Below are 18,686 nucleotides of genomic sequence, written 5' to 3'. Positions count from 1 at the left end.
CGCCAACCCCGTGTAGGAGCGGCCTCGTGTCGCGATAGGGCTGCGCAGCAGCCCCCGACATTTTGCAGCGCCGCTGAAACCTCGGGGCAGCTTCGCGCCCCTTTCGCGACACAAGGCCGCCCCTACAGGAAGCGGGCGTTGCCTGTTCCAATCAGTCAAACGGGGCGACCTTGGTCGCCCCGTTCGGGTTGTTGCTTCGGTTATTCCTGAGGTGCCTCTTCGGCGCCTGCGTTGTCCTCGTCCACCGCATCGAGCGGGGCGCCCTCCTCGTCCGTCTCGACCAGGTCGTCGAGCTCTTCCTCGGATGGCTCCTGGACACGCTCCAGGCCTACCAGCGTTTCGTCGGTGGCCAGCTTGATCAGCGTAACGCCTTGAGTGTTACGGCTCAGGCTGGACACTTCGCCGACCCGCGTGCGCACCAGGGTGCCCTGGTCGGAAATCAGCATGATCTCCTCGCCTTCCTGCACCTGGATGGCGCCGATCAGCAAGCCGTTGCGCCCCTTGGTGCCCATGGCGATCACGCCCTGGCCACCACGACCGCGACGCGGGAACTTGGACAGCGGGGTGCGCTTGCCGAAGCCACGCTCGGAGGCGGTGAGGATCTGCGCACCGGACTCGGGAATCAGCATGGAGATGATCTGCTGGCCCTTGCCCAGTTTCATGCCGCGCACGCCACGGGCGGTACGGCCCATTTCGCGCACCACGCTCTCGGCGAAGCGGATCACCTTGCCGGCGTCGGAGAACATCATGACTTCCTTGGCGCCGTCGGTGATGGCCGCGGCGATCAGGGTGTCACCTTCCTTGAGCTTCAGGGCGATCAGGCCGTTGGAGCGCGGACGGGCGAACTGCACCAGCGGGGTCTTCTTCACGGTGCCGGAGGCGGTGGCCATGAAGATGTAGGCGCCGGTCGGCTCAGCGGCCCACTCAGGGGTGTCGCCATCCTCCTCGTCGATCTCTTCGACTTCCACCAGCTCGCCTTCGATCACGCTGTCGTCGCTGTCTTCCAGCTCCTCGTCGGGATCTGCGTGCTGTTGCAGCGCTTCCAGGTCGACCTGCAGCATGGCGGTGATGCGCTCACCTTCCTCCAGCGGCAGCAGGTTGACCAGCGGACGACCGCGGGCGGCGCGGGAGGCCTCGGGGATTTCGTAGGTTTTCTTCCAGTACACCTTGCCCTTGCTGGAGAACAGCAGCAGGGTGGCGTGGCTGTTGGCGACCAGCAGGTGCTCGATGTAGTCCTCGTCCTTGACACCGGTAGCCGACTTGCCCTTGCCGCCGCGGCGCTGGGCCTGGTAGGCGGACAATGGCTGGGTCTTGGCGTAACCACCGTGGGAGATGGTCACCACGCGCTCTTCTTCCGGAATCATGTCGCCGTAGTTGAGGTCGTGGCTGGCGTTGAGGATCTCGGTGCGGCGGGCATCGCCGTACTCGGCACGGATCGCTTCAAGTTCTTCGCGGATCACTTCCATCAGGCGCTCGGCGCTGCTGAGGATGCGGATCAGCTCGCCGATCTGCTCGAGGATCTCCTGGTACTCGGCCAGCAGCTTCTCGTGCTCCAGGCCGGTCAGGCGGTGCAGGCGCAGCTCGAGGATGGCCTGGGCCTGCTCCGGCGACAGGTAGTACTTGCCTTCACGCAGGCCGTACTGCTCCGGCAGGTCTTCCGGACGGCAGGATTCGGCGCCGGCGCGCTCGACCATGACCTGCACCGCGCTGGACTCCCAGGCGGTGCTGATCAGTGCTTCCTTGGCTTCGGACGGGGTCGGCGAAGCCTTGATCAGGGCGATGACCGGGTCGATGTTGGACAGCGCGACCGCCTGGCCTTCAAGGATGTGGCCACGCTCGCGGGCCTTGCGCAGCTCGAACACGGTGCGGCGGGTAACCACTTCGCGACGGTGGCGAACGAACGCCTCGAGCAGGTCCTTGAGGTTCAGCAGGCGCGGGCGACCGTCGATCAGGGCGACGATGTTGATGCCGAACACGCTCTGCAGCTGGGTCTGCTGGTAGAGGTTGTTGAGCACCACCTCCGGCACCTCGCCGCGGCGCAGCTCGATGACGATGCGCATGCCGTCCTTGTCGGACTCGTCGCGCAGCTCGGTGATGCCTTCGATCTTCTTCTCTTTGACCAGCTCGGCGATCTTCTCGATCAGACGCGCCTTGTTCAGCTGGTACGGCAGCTCGGTGACGACGATCTGCTGGCGGCCACCGACCTTGTCGATGTCCTCGATTTCGGAACGGGCACGCATATAGATGCGGCCACGGCCGGTGCGATAGGCCTCGATGATGCCCTGGCGACCGTTGATCAGGCCGGCGGTAGGGAAGTCCGGACCCGGGATGAACTGCATCAGCTCATCGACCGTGATGTCGGAGTTGTCGATCAGCGCCAGGCAGCCATCGATCACTTCGCCGAGGTTGTGCGGCGGGATGTTGGTGGCCATGCCCACGGCGATACCGCTGGAACCGTTGACCAGCAGGTTGGGGATCTTGGTCGGCATGACCGCCGGGATCTGCTCGGTGCCGTCGTAGTTGGGCACCCAGTCGACGGTTTCCTTGTGCAGGTCGGCCAGCAGCTCGTGGGCCAGCTTGGCCATGCGCACTTCGGTGTATCGCATGGCCGCGGCGTTGTCGCCGTCCACCGAACCGAAGTTGCCCTGGCCATCGACCAGCAGGTAGCGCAGCGAGAAAGGCTGGGCCATGCGCACGATGGTGTCGTACACGGCAGTGTCGCCGTGCGGGTGGTACTTACCGATCACGTCACCGACCACACGGGCGGATTTCTTGTACGGCTTGTTCCAGTCGTTGCCCAGTTCGCTCATCGCATACAGAACGCGACGATGCACGGGCTTCAAGCCGTCACGCGCATCGGGCAGCGCTCGCCCGACAATAACGCTCATCGCGTAGTCGAGGTAAGACTGTCTCAGTTCGTCTTCGATATTGACCGGGAGGATTTCTTTGGCCAGTTCGCCCATGAGAAGCCTGATTCCTTTTTCTGGTGAAACTTCGCCTGATCCCTCGAAGGACGAACGAAGCTCGCCGCCGCAGCGCATATAGGGTGCGACGACTTACGACAAATCAATGAGTTGTGCCATGGATCTGCGCAATGAAGGCCACCGCAAAGAGCAGCCTTGGAAACTGCCGGATGGTATCACAAACACGGGACGCATGGGAGATGTGGCAGGTTGCCTTGCAGCGCCATCCAAACGGGTGAAAAAACGCCTCAATGGAGGCGTTTGCGGCACATCAACTGGGCGATTTTCGCCGTGTCCGGGCGTTCGACCACGCCCTTCTCGGTGACGATCACGTCGATCAGGTCCGCCGGGGTGACATCGACCACCGGGTTGTACGCCTCGACGTCGGCCGTCACCTGGATGCCCGCCACTTCCAGCAGCTCTTCTTCGCCGCGGGTCTCCAGCGGGATATCCTCGCCGGTCGCCAGGTTCAGGTCGATGCTGGTGCTCGGCGCCACCACCATGAAGCGCAGACCGTGGTGCATGGCGTTCACCGCCATCTGGTAGGTGCCGATCTTCGCCGCCACATCGCCATTGGCGGCGATACAGTCAGCGCCGACCACCACCCAGGTGATGCCCTTGGTCTTCATCAGGTGCCCCATGGCCGCGTCGGCGACCACGGTCACCGGCACGCCGTCGGCGGCCAGCTCCCAGGCAGTCAGGCGCGAGCCCTGCAGCCAGGGCCGCGACTCGCAGGCATACACCTGCTCGACCATGCCTTCAAGGGTGGCGGCGCGGATCACCCCCAGGGCGGTGCCGAAGCCACCGGTGGCCAGGGCGCCGGCATTGCCGTGGGTAAGCAGGGCCTGCTCGCTGCCCTGGTGGCGGCGGATCTGCTCGACGCCGAACTGGGCCATGGTCAGGTTGGCCTCGCGGTCGCTTTCGTGGATCGCCACCGCCTCGGCCTCCATCACCGCCAGCACGTCCTCGCCGGGACGCAGGCGCTGCAGGCGTTCGCGCATGCGGTTGAGCGCCCAGAACAGGTTGGCCGGGGTCGGACGCGCCTCGCCCAGCAGCATGAAGTCCTCTTCGAGAGACTCCTCCCAACCGTCGCCCTCGGCCAGCCGCCGGCGCAATGCCAGCACCAGGCCATAGGCGGCGCAAATGCCGATCGCCGGGGCGCCGCGCACGGCCATGTCGCTGATCGCCTCGGCTACCTCGTACGCCTCGGTACAGGCCAGCCAGCACTGCTCCAGCGGCAGCAGGCGCTGGTCGAGCAGGTGCAGCACGCCATCGCGCCATTCGATGCCCGTCACCGTCTCCGCCGCCATCAGTTGCTCGCGCATCGCCTCTCCCCGTCGCCCTGGCATCAAAAGCCGGCGATTATAGCGACCCTCAGCCGCGGGCGCTCGGGTATACTGCGCGTTTAGTCGAACCGACCCAGGTATATGCCGCGCATGCCCACCGCCACTCCCCTCCTCGACCTGTTGCTTGCGCCGGACTGGCTGGTCCCCGTGGAGCCGGCCGGCGTGGTGCTCGAAGGCCATGCGCTGGGCGTACTGGACGGCCGGATCGCCTGGCTCGGCCCCCGCGAGCGGGCGCCCCGGGCCCGAGAAGTGCGCGAGCTACGCGACTGCGTGCTGACGCCCGGGCTGGTCAACGCCCACGGCCACGCCGCCATGGCCCTGTTCCGCGGCCTGGCCGACGACCTGCCGCTGATGACCTGGCTACAGGAGCACATCTGGCCGGCCGAGGGCCGCTGGGTGGACGAGGCCTTCGTGCGTGACGGCACCGACCTGGCCATCGCCGAGCAGCTCAAGGGCGGCATCACCTGCTTCGCCGACATGTACTTCTTCCCCCGCGAGGCCTGCGACCGCGTGCACCACAGCGGCATCCGCGCGCAGATCGCCGTGCCGCTGCTGGACTTCCCGATCCCCGGCGCGCGCACCCCGGACGAGGGCCTGCACCTGGCCATCGAGCTGTTCGGCGACCTGCGCCACCACCCGCGCATTACCATCGCCCTCGGCCCGCACGCGCCGTACACGGTCAGCGATGCGAACCTGGAGAAGATCCGGGTGATCGCCGACCAGCTCGACGCACCGCTGCACATGCATATCCACGAGACCGCCGGCGAAGTCGAGCAGGCACTCAAGGACAACGGCGAGCGCCCGCTGGCCCGCCTCGCCCGCCTGGGCCTGCTGGGGCCGAACCTGCAGGCGGTGCACATGACCCAGGTCAGCGACGAGGATCTGGCCCTGCTGGTAGAAAGCAACACCAGCGTGGTCCACTGCCCCGAGTCCAACCTCAAGCTGGCCAGCGGCTTCTGCCCGGTGGAGCGCCTGTGGCAGGCCGGGGTGAACGTGGCGGTAGGCACCGACGGCGCCGCCAGCAACAACGACCTCGACCTGCTCGGCGAAACCCGTACCGCCGCGCTGCTGGCCAAGGCCGTCGCTGGCTCGGCCACCGCCCTGGACGCCCACCGGGCGCTGCGCATGGCCACGCTCAACGGCGCCCGGGCGCTGGGCCTGGAGGCGACGACCGGCTCGCTCGAGGTGGGCAAGGCCGCCGACCTGGTCGCCTTCGACCTGTCGGGACTGGCGCAGCAGCCGGTGCACGACCCGGTCTCGCAACTGATCTACGCCACCGGCCGCGATTGCGTGAAGGACGTCTGGGTCGCCGGCCACGCCCTGGTGCTGGACCACCGCCTGACGCGGATGGACGAGCAGGCCCTGGCCGCCAATGCCCGCGCCTGGGGAGCCCGCATCGGCGGGCGCAACGAATAACCGGGTGCCAGCCACGGCTGGCGCCCCGTGACACTTTCATAGAAGCTTCAGAGGACTGTTCAGATGAGCAACGTCGACCACGCCGAAATCGCCAAGTTCGAAGCCCTGGCCCACCGCTGGTGGGACCGCGAGAGCGAATTCAAGCCACTGCACGACATCAACCCGCTGCGGGTCAATTGGATCGACGAGCGCGTCGCCCTTGCCGGCAAGAAGGTGCTGGACGTCGGCTGCGGCGGCGGCATCCTCAGCGAGGCGATGGCCCAGCGCGGCGCCACCGTGACCGGTATCGACATGGGCGAGGCGCCACTGGCGGTGGCCCAACTGCATCAGCTGGAGTCCGGCGTGGCAGTGGAATACCGGCAGATCACCGCCGAGGCCCTGGCCGAGGAGATGCCCGAGCAGTTCGACGTGGTCACCTGCCTGGAGATGCTCGAGCACGTACCCGATCCTTCGTCGGTGATCCGTGCCTGCTACCGCATGGTCAAGCCGGGCGGCCAGGTGTTCTTCTCGACCATCAACCGCAACCCCAAGGCCTACCTGCTGGCGATCATCGGCGCCGAGTACGTCCTCAAGATGCTGCCGCGCGGCACCCATGACTTCAAGAAGTTCATCCGCCCCTCCGAGCTGGGTGCCTGGAGCCGCGCCGCGGGCCTCGAGGTCAAGGACATCATCGGCCTGACCTACAACCCGCTGACCAAGCACTACAAGCTGAACAACGACGTCGACGTCAACTATATGATCCAGACCCTGCGCGAGGAATGAGCATGCGCCTGCGAGCAGTACTCTTCGACATGGACGGCACCCTGCTGGACACGGCGCCCGACTTCATCGCCATCTGCCAGGCGATGCTCGCCGACCGCGGCCTGCCGGCCATCGACGACGCGCGCATCCGCGAAGTGATCTCCGGCGGCGCCCGCGCCATGGTCGCCGCGACCTTCGCCATGGACCCCGAGGCCGACGGCTTCGAGGCCCTGCGCCTGGAGTTCCTCGAGCGTTACCAGCGCGACTGCGCGGTGCACAGCAAGCTGTTCAACGGCATGCCGGAGCTGCTGGCCGACATCGAGAAAGGCAACCTGCTGTGGGGCGTGGTCACCAACAAGCCGGTGCGTTTCGCCGAGCCGATCATGCAGCGCCTGGGCCTGGCCGAGCGCTCGGCCCTGCTGATCTGCCCGGACCACGTGAAGAACAGCAAGCCCGACCCCGAGCCGCTGATCCTGGCGTGCAAGACCCTGGACCTGGACCCGGCCAGCGTGCTGTTCGTCGGCGACGACCTGCGCGACATCGAGTCCGGCCGCGACGCCGGCACCCGCACTGCGGCGGTGCGCTACGGCTATATTCACCCAGAGGACAACCCCAACAACTGGGGCGCCGACGTGGTGGTGGACCACCCGCTGGAACTGCGCAAGGTGATCGACAGCGCGCTGTGCGGCTGCTGAAGAACCAACAGTCATAGACGCCCGTGGGAGCGGGCTTGCCCCGCGAGGCTGCCCGTCCAGACAATGATGGTGTCCGCCCTGACGCCATCGCGGGGCAAGCCCGCTCCCACGGAGCTATGCCATCAACAGGGAACCCGTTATGTTCGACTACACCGCCCGCCCCGACCTGCTCAAGGGCCGGATCATCCTGGTCACCGGCGCCGGCCGCGGCATCGGCGCCGCCGCCGCCAAGGCCTACGCTGCCCTGGGCGCCACCGTGCTGCTGCTGGGCAAGACCGAGGCCAACCTCAACGAGGTCTACGACCAGATCGAGGCCGCCGGCCACCCGCAGCCGGTGGTGATCCCATTCAACCTGGAAACCGCCCTGCCGCACCAGTACGACGAACTGGCGGTGATGATCGAGGAGCAGTTCGGCCGCCTCGACGGACTGCTCAACAACGCCTCGATCATCGGCCCGCGCACGCCGCTGGAGCAGCTGTCGGGCGACAACTTCATGCGCGTGATGCACATCAACGTCGACGCCACCTTCATGCTGACCAGCACCCTGCTGCCACTGCTGAAACTGTCCGAGGACGCCTCGGTGGTGTTCACCTCCAGCAGCGTCGGGCGCAAGGGCCGGGCCTACTGGGGCGCCTATGGCGTGTCGAAGTTCGCCACCGAGGGACTGATGCAGACCCTGGCCGACGAGCTGGAGGGCGTGGCACCGGTGCGCTCGAACAGCATCAACCCGGGCGCCACGCGCACAGCGATGCGCGCCCAGGCCTACCCGAGCGAAAACCCGCAGAACAACCCGCTGCCCGAGGACATCATGCCGGTGTACCTGTACCTGATGGGGCCGGACAGCAAGGATGTGAACGGGCAGGCGCTGAACGCGCAATAAGCCCCATCGCGGGGCCAGTCGCATTGGCGCACCACCGCTCCCACGCCGCCTTGCAGGGTTGGCGTGGGAGCGAGCTTGCCTCGCGAGGGTTTCAGCCCGCCGCCAACGCCGGACGCAGACGCCCCTGCTGACGCCCTTCGAGCTGCATGCAACGCTCCAGGAACAGGAACATGCAGTCGTAGCTCTTGCAGATCGCCCGACGCAGTTCGGTGCGCAGCCCCAGTGTCGGGCTCTCGCCTGCCAGGGTGCAGATGATCTCCAGCGCCTCCCACGGATGCGCGTCATCGTACTGCGCATGCATCTTCAGCCACTTCATGGCGCGCTTGCGGGTATCCTCGGGGAAGCCCTGGGCGTAGGTGTCCTCGGCGCAGACCACTGCCGACCACTCGCCGGTGGCACCTTCGATGGCGTAGTTGGTGGCTGCCATGGCGATGGCCAGCGACTCGGTGGCGCACACTCGCCAGCACCAGTCGTTGAGGCCGTTGAGCTCCGGCGGCACCTCCTGGGACTGCAGTTCATGCAAGTGGATACCGTGCGCCTGGCACCAGTGCACCCAGTAGTCGGCATGGTTGAGTTCGACCCGGATGTTGCGCATCAGCCAGCGGCGCGCCATGTCTTCGCCGGGGTGCCGGGCGTAACGGGTCTTGGTGAGGTTGTGGGCCATGTAGAGGGAGAACTGCTCGACCACCGGCCAGCCGCCGATCAGGTACTGGCGGATGGTCGACTGCTTGAGCTGGCCATCGCGCAGTCGCTGGTAGAACTCATGTTCCACCACCCGGCGCTTGCTTTCGCGGCAATCCTCTATCAGTTGTTGGGCCCACTGCGGATAACTGGCCGGATCCATCAATGGTCCGATCCTTACGAACGCGTCGATCACTGTCAGCTCCTTGATTCCCTGTGATTTCCGGGCGTTGTTCAGCGAAAGGTCCCCGGCGCCCGGTGCAGAAGGGGCCTCGCGGCAATCCGTTGGCGCTGCAGGCTGTCGCAGGTGAAGACCTGCGGGCGTTCGATGAGGTATCCCTGGGCGTAGTCCACGCCGATCTCCTGCAAAGCCTGCTCGATCAGCGGCGTCTCGACGAACTCGGCAATGGTCCGCTTGCCCATGACGTGGCCGATGTGATTGATCACTTCGACCATCGCTCGGTTGATCGGGTCATCGAGCATGTCCTTGACGAAACTTCCGTCGATCTTCAGGAAGTCTACAGGCAAATGCTTCAAATAGGCGAATGACGACATTCCGGCGCAGAAGTCGTCGAGGGAGAATCTGCAGCCCAGTCCTTTCAATTCATTGATGAATCGGATCGCGCTGCCCAGATTGGCGATGGCGCTGGTTTCAGTAATTTCAAAACAGATCAGCCGTGGCGGGATGTCGAACTCGCCGAACAGGCGTTGCAGGTACTCGAGGAACTTGTCATCGCCGATGCTCGAGCCCGATAAATTGATGGCGCACATCGCCAGGGGGCCCTCCCGGCCCTCGTCCAGGCACTGGCGGATCACCTGGAACACGCTGCGCACCACCCAGCGGTCGAGCGCAGTCATCAGGCCATAGCGCTCCGCTGCGGGAATGAAGCTGTCGGGGAGGATGGTGCGCCCGCTTTCGTCGTGCAGACGCAGGAGGATTTCGATATGCCCCGCCCCCTCGTGGGGGTGCAAGGGCGCGATCTCCTGGGCGTAGAGGCAGAAGCGGTTTTCCTCCAGCGCCACGTGCAATCGCTGGATCCAGGCCATTTCGCCAAAGCGCATGGACAACTCGCTGTCGTCGGCGTGATACACCTGGACCCGGTTGCGGCCTTTCTCCTTGGCCATGTAGCAGGCCATGTCCGCCGCGCGCAACGACGCTTCCAGGGTGCTGGGCACCTGGGCGATATGCACCAGGCCGATACTGACCGTGGTCACGAAGGGGCGCCCCTTCCACACGAAATGCAGGCTCTGCACGGCCTGGCGCAACTGCTCGGCAATCCGCTCGGCCTGCTCCGGCGGGCAGTTTTCCAGGAGTACGCCGAACTCGTCGCCGCCCAGGCGCGCCAGGGTGTCGCCCTCGCGCAGGCCCGACTGCAGCACCGCGCAGATATGCCGCAGCAGCTCGTCGCCGGCGGCATGGCCGCAGGTATCGTTGACCAGCTTGAACTGGTCGAGGTCGAGGAACATCAGCGAATGGCGCCCGGCCTGGCGGGCCAGGCCGTTGAGCGCCTGCTCCAGGCGATACTCAAACTCCCGGCGGTTGGCCAGCCCGGTCAGGGCGTCATGGGTGGCCTGCCAGGACAGGTTGGCGATGTACTGGCGCTCCTGGGTCATGTCGTGCAGCACCACGACGATGCCACTGACCTGCCCTTCGGTGAGGATGGGCGAGCCCACCAGGTTGACCGACACCGTGCTGCCGTCCAGGCGCTGGATCAGCCGGGCATGCTCGGCGCCGCCCTTGAGGCTGCCGCTGAGCACCTGCTCGACCAGCGTCAGGCTGTCGCCCTCGGCGTTCTCGTCGAGCAGGCTGAACAGCGCGGCCAGCGGCAAGCCCTGGGCCTGCACCGCCTGCCAGTGGGTCAACTGCTCGGCGGCCGGGTTCATGTAGCTGATGCAACCGTCGACATCGGCGGTGATCACCGCGTCACCAATCGACTCAAGGGTGATCTGCGCCCGCTCCTTCTCCTCCTGCAGCGCACTGGCGAACGCCTGGCGCTGGGCCAGCAGCTTGCTCGAACGGCGCCAGGCCATGGCGATCAGGAACAGCGCAGTGGCCAGGTTGGTGAGCATCAGCACCTTGAGCAGCATCCGTGAGCCTTCGCCCAGGGCATCGCTGAACGCCTTGGCGGCGGGGGTCACACCGTCATTGATGGCGACGATGCGCGCCTTCCAGTTGGCCACCTGGTGCGGGTCGATCACGCCGCTGGCGAAGCCTTCGCGCATCTGCTGGGCCAGCACGTCGAGCTGGCGCAGGTAATCGTCACCGATGTCCCAGTAATCGATGGCGGTTTCCATATAGCTGATATGACGGAAATTGCGGTAGAACCAGATGATCCGGGCGACGTCCTCCGGATGGTTGCCACCCTGCAGCACCCCCTGGCGCGCTGCTTCCAGGTCCGGTTCAGGTCGGTCCAGGGCCAGGCGCAGGTTGTGATCGCCCTGGGGCACCAGGATCGCCCGGCGGTAGCGGGCGTAGGTCAGCGGATCGCGGTCGTCGGCATAGAGATTAAGATAATAGATGGCGTCCTTCTGTGCCTTGGACCACAGGCTCTCGCCCGCCACGTAGGCGCGCACGGCGGACAATGCATAAAGGCTCAGACTGCCCAGCAGCACCTGGAAAACCACAACCGCGACGAAGGGCCAGATGATGCCCAGCAGCCTTGGCGCTTCGAGAGTCCGATTTCCCTTCATGTAATCCCTGTCATGGCGGCAGATAAGGCACGAATCGACCTAGACAAGCACAGCGTAGGCCATTTGCCATGCCTGTGGCGTGGTTTTTGATGACGGGGAAAGGGGCGCAGCGCCTGTAGGTGAGTCAGGTCTGCTGCAGGTGACCGTAGAGTTTAGCGTACAGACCGCCCTCGGCGATCAGTTGCTGGTGGCCGCCGTCCTCGGCCACATGGCCGCCGTCGAACACCAGCACGCGGTCGGCCTGCTTCACCGCCGACAGGCGGTGGGCGATGATCAGCGTGGTGCGGCCACTGAGGAACCGCGCCAGGGCCTGGTGCAGGTTGTACTCGGTGGCGGCGTCCAGCGCCGAGGTGGCCTCGTCGAGGATGACCACCTTAGGCTCGGCCAGCACCATGCGGGCGATCGCCAGGCGCTGGCGCTGGCCGCCGGACAGGCGCACGCCGGAGCGCCCGACGATGCTGTCCAGGCCCTGGGGCAGCGCGGCGATGGTGGCATCCAGCTGGGCGATACGCAGCGCCTGCCAGCAGGCATCGTCGCTGCAATCGCGGCCCATGGTCAGGTTGGCGCGCACGCTGTCGTTGAACAGCGACGGGTGCTGCAGTACCACCGCGACGTTTTCGCGCAGGGTCTCCAGGCCGATCTCCTGCAGGCTGGCGCCGCCGAAGCGGATGGTCCCGGCCTGGGCGCTGTACAACCCCAACAGCAACTGCACCAGGGTACTCTTGCCACCGCCGCTGGCGCCGACGATGGCCACCTTCTCGCCCGGGGCGATGGCCAGGTTCAGCTGGTCGAGCACCGGCTCGTCGGCATAGGCGAAGCGCAGGTCGCGCACCTCGATGCCGACCGTGTCACGCCCGGCGAACGGATCACTGGCCGCCGGGTACTGCGGCTCGTCGGCCCGTGCCAGCAACTCGTTCAAGCGGCTCAACGCGCCGCCTGCGGCGTAGTAGGCGTATTGCAAGTTCAGCAACTGCTCCACCGGGCCGATCATGAACCACAGGTAGCTGAACACCGCCAGCATCTGGCCGATCGACAGGTCGGAGAACAGCACGGTGAGCATCGCCGCGGCACGAAAGATGTCGATGCCGAACTGGAACAACAGGCCACTGGCCCGGCCACTGGCGTCGCTCTTCCACTGCGAGGCCACCGCGTAGTCGCGCACCTCGCGGGCACGCAGGCCCAGACGGCCGAGGAAGTAGCCCTGGCGGTTGCCGGCACGGATCTCCTGGATCGCGTCGAGGGTCTCGGTCAGCGCCTGGGTGAAACGCGCGGTGCTGTCGTTCTCGAGTTTCTTCAGGTGCTTGACGCGCTTGCCCAGCTGCACGGTAAAGAAGATCACCAGCGGGTTGAATAGCAGGATCAACAGCGCCAGCTGCCAGTGCATCCAGATCAGGATGGCGGCGGTGCCGGTCAACGTCAGCACCGCCACCAGGAAACGGCTCAGGGTTTCGCCGACGAACTTGTCGAGGGTGTCCAGGTCGGTGACCAGGTGGGTGGTCACCGTACCGCTGCCCAGGCTTTCGTATTCCTTGAGCGAAATACGCTTGAGCCGCTCGATCAGGCGGATGCGCAGACGGTAGACGATGTCCTTGGCCAGACCGGCGAACAGCTTGGCCTGGACCACGTTGAACGCCAGCGCCGCCAGGCGCAGGCCCAGGGTCGCGCAGAGCATCAGGCCGATATAGCCCGCGGCCACCTGCCAGCCCGAGGGCAGGAAGTTGTTCATCCACTTCAGCGCAGCATCGCCATGGCCCAGCAGCACTTCGTCCACCAGCAGCGGCAGCAGCAAGGGGATGGGCACACTGCACAGGGCGGCGAGCACGGCCACCAGGTTGGCGGTCCACAAAGCCTTCTTGTGGTGCAGGGCCAGACGGCGGATTTCCGCCCAGCTCAGGCGATCGGGCACAGCGGGGGACTTCCCTGGCACAGGGTCTGGCGACCCTGGCAGGTCAAGCACAGGCGGCCTGCTGCAGCCAACGGCCGAGCAGCGGCTGCAGGCTGTCCAGCGACTGGTAGCCGTTGGTCAGCAACGCCAGCTGGCCATTGCGCTCGGCCAGCAGCGTGGGAAAACCGGCAATGCCCAGGTCCTGTACCCAGCCGAAGTCGGCGCTGGTGGCGGCGCGGGTATCGGCGCTGGTGAAGCGCTGCGAGAACTGCTCGCGGTCGAAACCGGCCTGTTCGGCCAGCTCCACCAGCTGCGGGGCGCGGGTGACATCCAGCCCCTGCTCGTAGAACGAGCGCTGGATCAGCTTGAGCAGCGTCCAGGCCCGTTCATCGTCCAGCTCACGCGCCGCGACCAGCGCGCGGCACGCAGGCTCGGTGTCGTAAACGAAGCCGTCGGGCATCGCGCCGTCGAAAAGGAACGGCTGCCCGGTGGCGTCATGCACCGCCTGCCAGTGCTCGAGGATGTACTTGCGGGTCGAGGCATCCAGGGCGCTGCCGCCGCTGCGCAGGCCGCCGGGCACCAGGCGGGTGACGACACCCGCCTCGCGGGCCTGGGCGATCAGCGCCTCGGCCACCGGGGCGAAACCCCAGCACCAGGAACACATCGGGTCCATCACATAGAGCAGGCGTGCGGACATGCATCAAGCCTCGGCTTTGTAGTTGTAGCCGATCGGGTGTGGCTGGTTGCGCGCCTTGGCCAGTTCGATCTGCTTCTGGCGGTCGATGGCGCTGCGCCGGGTCTTCTCGCTCAGGCTGTCCCAGCAATGCGGGCAGCTCACGCCTGGCGAATAGTGCTCCGACTCCCGGTCCTTCACGTCGATCGGGTGGCGGCAGGCGTGGCACTGGTCGTACTCGCCCTCGGTCAGGTCGTGACGCACGGTGACCCGGTTGTCGAAGACGAAGCAGTCGCCGTCCCAGAGGCTTTCTTCCTGGGCTACTTCCTCGAAGTATTTCAGGATGCCGCCCTTAAGATGATAGACGGCTTCGAAGCCCTCACCGAGCATGTAGCTGGAGGCCTTCTCGCAGCGGATGCCACCGGTGCAGAACATGGCGACCTTCTTGTGCTTGCTCGGGTCGAAGTTGGCCTTGATGTAGTCGGGGAACTCGCGGAAGGTCTCGGTCTTCGGGTCGATGGCGCCCTTGAAGGTGCCGATGGCCACTTCGTAGTCGTTGCGGGTGTCGATCAGCAGCACTTCCGGGTCGCTGATCAGCGCGTTCCAGTCTTTCGGATCGACGTAGGTGCCGACCGCCTTGTTCGGGTCAACGCCCGGCACGCCAAGGGTGACGATCTCTTTCTTGAGCTTGACCTTGGTGCGGTAGAACGGCTGCTCGTCGCAGTACGATTCTTTATGGTCGACATCCACCAGGCGTGGGTCGCTGCGCAGCCAGGCCAGCAGCGCGTCGATGCCTTCACGGGTGGCCGAGACGGTGCCGTTGATGCCTTCGTTGGCCAGCAGCAGGGTGCCTTTGACGCCGTTGTCGGCCATGACCTTGAGCAGCGGCTCGCGCAGTTCGACGTAGTCTTCCAGGGTGACGAACTTGTACAGCGCCGCCACGACGATCGGTTGGGTCATTGCGTTGAATCTCCAGGTGGTCACCCTCGTAAGGGGCGGACCGGAATGACAAATGCAATCATGGCGACGCCATCGCGGGGCAAGCCCGCTCCCACGCTGCGCTCAGTGGCTGGCGTGGGAGCGGGCTTGCCCCGCGATGGCGTCGACAGGATGTCTGTGAGGCGTGCAGTCTACCAGAATCCCGGAAAGGATTCAGTGCTTGCCGCCGCCGGCGCACACCGGCGAGGCCGGCGCCACGCCGACCGCCGCCCATTCCTCGGGCGTGTAGGTGTGGATCGCCAGGGCGTGGATCTCGCCCATCAGCTCACCCATGGTGGCGTAGACCTTCTGGTGGCGCTTGACGCTGTTCAGCCCGGCGAACTGCTCGCTGACCAGCACCGCCTTGTAGTGCGTTTCCTGGCCACGGCTGTGCATGTGGCTTTCGTTGTGCACTTCGAGGTGGTCGGTGCCCAGCGGCGCCAGCTGCTGTTCGATGCGTTGCTGCATGTTCATCGCGTCAGGCTCACTTCTTCGCCGGAGCGGCTGCCTTGCCGGCGCTCGGGTCGAGTTCCTTGGTCATGTCGTCGAGCAGCTTGTTGACCACCGGTACCGCCGGCTCCAGGCTCTGCTGGGTCAGCTGGGCCGACTGCTGGGTGACCTTGGGCATCTCGCGCAGGACTTTCTTGCCCAGCGGCGACTCGTAGAACTTGACCAGGTCGTTCAGCTCGGCCTCGGTGAAGGTCGCGGTGTACAGGTCGACCATCTTCGGCTTGAGCTTCTTCCAGCCAATGGCGTTGTCCAGGGCAGCGTTGGCCTTGGCCTGGTAGCTGTCGAGCACGGTTTTCTTGGCAGCCGGCGCCTTGGTCTGTTCGAAACGCTGGGCGAACATCTGCTGGACCTGCATGTACACCGGAGTGCCCAACTTGTCGGCATTGGCCAGGGTCAGGAATTTCTCGGCGGCAGCGTTGTGGGCTGGGGTGGCTGCGAGTACCTGGCCGCTGGCGCAGGCCAGGGCAACGGCGGCACAGAGGACACGAAGACGGGTCATTGCATTTCCTTCAAGAAAGGGAGGCGAGTACCTCAGGGTAGAGCATTCTGCGCCGTGATGGCGAAGTGCTCAAGTGGCACGACGAGCGACTGAACCGCTGTGTCGAATCAGGGCCTAAACTGCGATTTCGGACTACAAAGGAGTGAGCGCAGCATGAGCCGTATCGAGACAGACAGCCTGGGCCCGGTCGAAGTTCCAGAGGACGCCTACTGGGGTGCGCAGACCCAGCGTTCGCTGATCAACTTCGCCATTGGCAAGGAGCGCATGCCGCTGGCGGTGCTGCACGCCCTGGCACTGGTCAAGAAAGCCGCTGCCCGGGTCAACGACCGCAACGGCGACCTGCCCGCCGACATCGCCCGGCTGATCGAACAGGCCGCCGACGAAGTGCTTGCCGGCGACCACGACGACCAGTTCCCGCTGGTGGTGTGGCAGACCGGCAGCGGCACCCAGAGCAACATGAACGTCAACGAAGTGATCGCCGGGCGTGCCAACGAGCTGGCCGGCAAGGGCCGCGGTGGCAAGCTGCCGGTACACCCCAACGATCACGTCAATCGCTCGCAGAGCTCCAACGACTGCTTCCCCACCGCCATGCACATCGCCGCAGCCCAGGCCGTGCACGACAAGCTGCTGCCGGCGATCGCCGAGCTGTCGGCGGGGCTGGCCGAGCTGTCGGCGCGCCATACGCACCTGGTCAAGACCGGGCGCACGCACATGATGGACGCCACGCCGATCACCTTCGGCCAGGAGGTCTCGGCCTTCGTCGCCCAGCTCGACTATGCCCAGCGCGCCATCCGCGCGACGCTGCCGGCGGTCTGCGAGCTGGCCCAGGGCGGCACCGCCGTGGGCACCGGCCTCAACGCCCCGCACGGCTTTGCCGAAGCTATTGCCGCGGAGCTGGCGGCGCTTTCCGGCCTGCCGTTCGTCACCGCGCCGAACAAGTTCGCCGCCCTCGCCGGCCACGAGCCGCTGACCAGCCTGGCCGGCGCACTGAAGACCCTGGCCGTGGCCCTGATGAAGATCGCCAACGACCTGCGCCTGCTGGGCTCCGGTCCGCGCGCGGGGCTTGCCGAGATACGCCTGCCGGCCAACGAGCCGGGCAGCTCGATCATGCCTGGCAAGGTCAACCCGACCCAATGCGAGGCGTTGTCGATGCTGGCCTGCCAGGTGCTGGGCAACGACGCGGCGATCGGCTTTGCCGCAAGCCAGGGCCACCTGCAGTTGAACGTGTTCAAGCCGGTGATCATCCACAACCTGCTGCAGTCGATCGAGCTGCTGGCCGATGGCTGTCGCAACTTCCAGCAGCACTGCGTGGCCGGCATCGAGCCGGATGCCGGGCAGATGGCCGCGCACCTGGAGCGCGGGCTGATGCTGGTGACGGCGCTGAACCCGCATATTGGCTACGACAAGGCGGCGGAAATCGCCAAGAAGGCCTACAGCGAAGGCAAGACCCTGCGCGAAGCGGCGCTGGAGCTGAAGTACCTGACCAACGAGCAGTTCGACCAGTGGGTAAGGCCAGAGAACATGCTGGCGCCTGGCGGCAAGGGCTGATCCGGTGGCCTCATCGCGGGGCAAGCCCGCTCCCACGCCAGCCACCAAACGCAGCGTGGGAGCGGGCTTGCCCCGCGATGAAATTATCAATCAACCCGCACCCGACGTACCTTCCACCCAGCGATCAGCGACGGCCCCAACGCCACCAACGCCGACCCCAGCACCACCGTCACCGCCCCGACATAGCCCAGGCCATTGATCTGCTCGGCATGCACGTAATCCGGCCACAGCCAGGCCGCCAGCGCCACCGCGACGAAGGTCACCAGCGGCGTCAGCGCCAGGGTCGCGCTGACCCGCGAGGCCTCCCAATGCGCCAGCGCCTCGGCGAACGCGCCATAGGCCACCAGCGTGTTCAGGCAGCAGGCCAGCAGCAACCAGCCCTGCAACGGGCTGAGCTGCAACGCCTCCAGCGGATGCACCCAGGGCGTGAGCAGCAGCGCGCAGCACAGGTAGATCACCATCATCACCTGCTGCGAGTTCCACACCGTCAGCAGCTGCTTCTGGCTCAGGGCATAGAACACCCAGATGCTGGTCGCCAGGATGATGGTCAACACACCGGTGGTGTAGGTGCCGAGCGAAGTGAGCAGCTCTTCCAGGCGCTGGTTGAAGAACAGCCCGAACCCCGCCAGCAGCACCAGCAGGCCCAGGCCCTGCCCCAGGCTGAAGCGTTCCTTGAACACGAACACACTGGCCACCAGCAACAGCACCGGCCCCAGTTGCACCACCAGCTGCGCGGTACCGGGGCTGAGCAGGTTGAGGCCGACCAGGTACAGCACATAGTTGCCGACCAGGCCGGCCACCGCGACGGCCACCAGGCCCTTGCCCTTCATTCCAAGACGACTGAACGACGGCAGCCGCCGATTGGCCGCCAGCCAGGCGAACAACAGGCCGCCGGACACGCTCAGGCGGTACCAGGTGACGGTCACCGGGTCCATCACCTGCAGCACCTGCTTGAGCTTGATCGGCAGGATGCCCCAGAGCAACGCGGTCAACAGCGCCAGCAGAAGGCCCTGGACCCAGCGTCCGGAAGAAATGTGCATGGTGTCCTCGAGTCGGGCCTTGGTGGGGGAAGGTGCAGTCTAAAGGCTTGCCGGGGAGGATGTGGCGGGAAAAGATTTCATCAGGTCATTCCCTGGATGCATGCTCAACGCGTGGGCGGGCTTTCGTGGGAGCGGCGGTG

At 65.9% G+C, this 18,686-nt stretch carries 15 protein-coding genes; 5 read left to right on the top strand and 10 right to left on the bottom strand.

Annotation, left to right across the window (positions count from 1 at the left end):
- Positions 1 to 200 precede the first annotated feature (200 nt).
- Together gyrA and mtnA are read right to left on the bottom strand one after the other, a co-directional pair.
- On the bottom strand, positions 201 to 2,963 hold the full coding sequence (gene gyrA, locus HU751_RS01140; protein ID WP_186733747.1) for a DNA gyrase subunit A: 2,763 nt from the start codon (positions 2,961 to 2,963) through the stop codon (positions 201 to 203).
- Between the two features lie 248 nt (positions 2,964 to 3,211).
- The gene (mtnA, locus tag HU751_RS01135; RefSeq protein WP_186733748.1) at positions 3,212 to 4,288 is read right to left on the bottom strand and encodes an S-methyl-5-thioribose-1-phosphate isomerase; all 1,077 of its coding nucleotides are present in this window, start codon (positions 4,286 to 4,288) and stop codon (positions 3,212 to 3,214) included.
- 111 nt (positions 4,289 to 4,399) lie between these two features.
- On the opposite strand from mtnA, the gene HU751_RS01130 reads away from it, so the two are divergent.
- From HU751_RS01130 to HU751_RS01115, 4 genes are all read left to right on the top strand, one after another.
- Positions 4,400 to 5,725, top strand: a complete 1,326-nt coding sequence (locus HU751_RS01130; RefSeq protein ID WP_186733749.1) for a TRZ/ATZ family hydrolase — start codon at positions 4,400 to 4,402, stop codon at positions 5,723 to 5,725.
- A gap of 63 nt (positions 5,726 to 5,788) precedes the next feature.
- Complete coding sequence (ubiG, locus tag HU751_RS01125) at positions 5,789 to 6,487, top strand: bifunctional 2-polyprenyl-6-hydroxyphenol methylase/3-demethylubiquinol 3-O-methyltransferase UbiG (RefSeq protein WP_186733750.1); 699 nt, start codon at positions 5,789 to 5,791, stop codon at positions 6,485 to 6,487.
- Positions 6,488 to 6,489: 2 nt separating this feature from the next.
- Positions 6,490 to 7,161, top strand: coding sequence for an N-acetylmuramic acid 6-phosphate phosphatase MupP (mupP, locus tag HU751_RS01120; protein ID WP_186733751.1), 672 nt, complete (start codon positions 6,490 to 6,492; stop codon positions 7,159 to 7,161).
- 139 nt (positions 7,162 to 7,300) lie between these two features.
- Positions 7,301 to 8,041 (top strand): YciK family oxidoreductase, encoded by a 741-nt coding sequence (locus HU751_RS01115; protein WP_050704605.1) that lies wholly within the window; start codon positions 7,301 to 7,303, stop codon positions 8,039 to 8,041.
- Between the two features lie 91 nt (positions 8,042 to 8,132).
- Here HU751_RS01115 and HU751_RS01110 read toward each other — a convergent pair whose 3' ends face one another.
- From HU751_RS01110 to HU751_RS01080, 7 genes are all read right to left on the bottom strand, one after another.
- Entirely contained in the window at positions 8,133 to 8,918 is a 786-nt protein-coding gene (locus HU751_RS01110; RefSeq protein ID WP_046856627.1) for an iron-containing redox enzyme family protein, read from the bottom strand.
- A 38-nt stretch (positions 8,919 to 8,956) separates the two neighbouring features.
- On the bottom strand, positions 8,957 to 11,413 hold the full coding sequence (locus HU751_RS01105) for an EAL domain-containing protein (protein ID WP_186733752.1): 2,457 nt from the start codon (positions 11,411 to 11,413) through the stop codon (positions 8,957 to 8,959).
- A gap of 124 nt (positions 11,414 to 11,537) precedes the next feature.
- Positions 11,538 to 13,370 (bottom strand): ABC transporter ATP-binding protein, encoded by a 1,833-nt coding sequence (locus HU751_RS01100; protein ID WP_186733753.1) that lies wholly within the window; start codon positions 13,368 to 13,370, stop codon positions 11,538 to 11,540.
- Positions 13,363 to 13,995: a DsbA family protein gene (locus HU751_RS01095; RefSeq protein WP_186733754.1), complete on the bottom strand. Its 633-nt coding sequence runs from the start codon at positions 13,993 to 13,995 to the stop codon at positions 13,363 to 13,365. Before HU751_RS01095 ends, HU751_RS01100 begins: the two co-directional genes overlap by 8 nt.
- Positions 13,996 to 13,998: 3 nt before the next feature.
- Positions 13,999 to 14,931 carry an oxygen-dependent tRNA uridine(34) hydroxylase TrhO gene (gene trhO / locus HU751_RS01090; RefSeq protein ID WP_186733755.1) on the bottom strand — a complete coding sequence of 311 codons (933 nt, stop codon included), beginning with the start codon at positions 14,929 to 14,931 and terminating at the stop codon, positions 13,999 to 14,001.
- Between the two features lie 192 nt (positions 14,932 to 15,123).
- On the bottom strand, positions 15,124 to 15,423 hold the full coding sequence (locus tag HU751_RS01085; protein WP_186733756.1) for a BolA family protein: 300 nt from the start codon (positions 15,421 to 15,423) through the stop codon (positions 15,124 to 15,126).
- 10 nt (positions 15,424 to 15,433) lie between these two features.
- A complete protein-coding gene (locus tag HU751_RS01080; protein WP_186733757.1) occupies positions 15,434 to 15,958 on the bottom strand; it encodes a DUF2059 domain-containing protein in 525 nt (174 codons plus the stop codon).
- Positions 15,959 to 16,111: 153 nt separating this feature from the next.
- On the opposite strand from HU751_RS01080, the gene HU751_RS01075 reads away from it, so the two are divergent.
- Positions 16,112 to 17,506 (top strand): class II fumarate hydratase, encoded by a 1,395-nt coding sequence (locus HU751_RS01075; protein ID WP_186733758.1) that lies wholly within the window; start codon positions 16,112 to 16,114, stop codon positions 17,504 to 17,506.
- An 86-nt stretch (positions 17,507 to 17,592) separates the two neighbouring features.
- On the opposite strand, the gene HU751_RS01070 is transcribed toward HU751_RS01075, so the two are convergent.
- Positions 17,593 to 18,546, bottom strand: coding sequence for a DMT family transporter (locus HU751_RS01070; protein WP_186733759.1), 954 nt, complete (start codon positions 18,544 to 18,546; stop codon positions 17,593 to 17,595).
- Positions 18,547 to 18,686 lie beyond the last annotated feature (140 nt).

Origin of the sequence: Pseudomonas peradeniyensis, from assembly GCF_014268935.2 — a bacterium.
Taxonomy (GTDB): Bacteria; Pseudomonadota; Gammaproteobacteria; order Pseudomonadales; family Pseudomonadaceae; genus Aquipseudomonas; species Aquipseudomonas peradeniyensis.
The sequence above is the reverse complement of the archived record's forward strand: the minus strand, read 5'-3'. Positions and strand labels throughout refer to the sequence as shown.

Bases quoted from the DNA above. Each gene is read 5' to 3' on its own strand.
- gyrA (WP_186733747.1), bottom strand. From the start codon at position 2,963: ATGGGCGAACTGGCCAAAGAAATCCTCCCGGTCAATATCGAAGACGAA.
- mtnA (WP_186733748.1), bottom strand. From the start codon at position 4,288: ATGCGCGAGCAACTGATGGCGGCGGAGACGGTGACGGGCATCGAATGG.
- HU751_RS01130 (WP_186733749.1), top strand. From the start codon at position 4,400: ATGCCCACCGCCACTCCCCTCCTCGACCTGTTGCTTGCGCCGGACTGG.
- ubiG (WP_186733750.1), top strand. From the start codon at position 5,789: ATGAGCAACGTCGACCACGCCGAAATCGCCAAGTTCGAAGCCCTGGCC.
- mupP (WP_186733751.1), top strand. From the start codon at position 6,490: ATGCGCCTGCGAGCAGTACTCTTCGACATGGACGGCACCCTGCTGGAC.
- HU751_RS01115 (WP_050704605.1), top strand. From the start codon at position 7,301: ATGTTCGACTACACCGCCCGCCCCGACCTGCTCAAGGGCCGGATCATC.
- HU751_RS01105 (WP_186733752.1), bottom strand. From the start codon at position 11,413: ATGAAGGGAAATCGGACTCTCGAAGCGCCAAGGCTGCTGGGCATCATC.
- HU751_RS01095 (WP_186733754.1), bottom strand. From the start codon at position 13,995: ATGTCCGCACGCCTGCTCTATGTGATGGACCCGATGTGTTCCTGGTGC.
- trhO (WP_186733755.1), bottom strand. From the start codon at position 14,931: ATGACCCAACCGATCGTCGTGGCGGCGCTGTACAAGTTCGTCACCCTG.
- HU751_RS01085 (WP_186733756.1), bottom strand. From the start codon at position 15,423: ATGAACATGCAGCAACGCATCGAACAGCAGCTGGCGCCGCTGGGCACC.
- HU751_RS01080 (WP_186733757.1), bottom strand. From the start codon at position 15,958: ATGACCCGTCTTCGTGTCCTCTGTGCCGCCGTTGCCCTGGCCTGCGCC.
- HU751_RS01075 (WP_186733758.1), top strand. From the start codon at position 16,112: ATGAGCCGTATCGAGACAGACAGCCTGGGCCCGGTCGAAGTTCCAGAG.
- HU751_RS01070 (WP_186733759.1), bottom strand. From the start codon at position 18,546: ATGCACATTTCTTCCGGACGCTGGGTCCAGGGCCTTCTGCTGGCGCTG.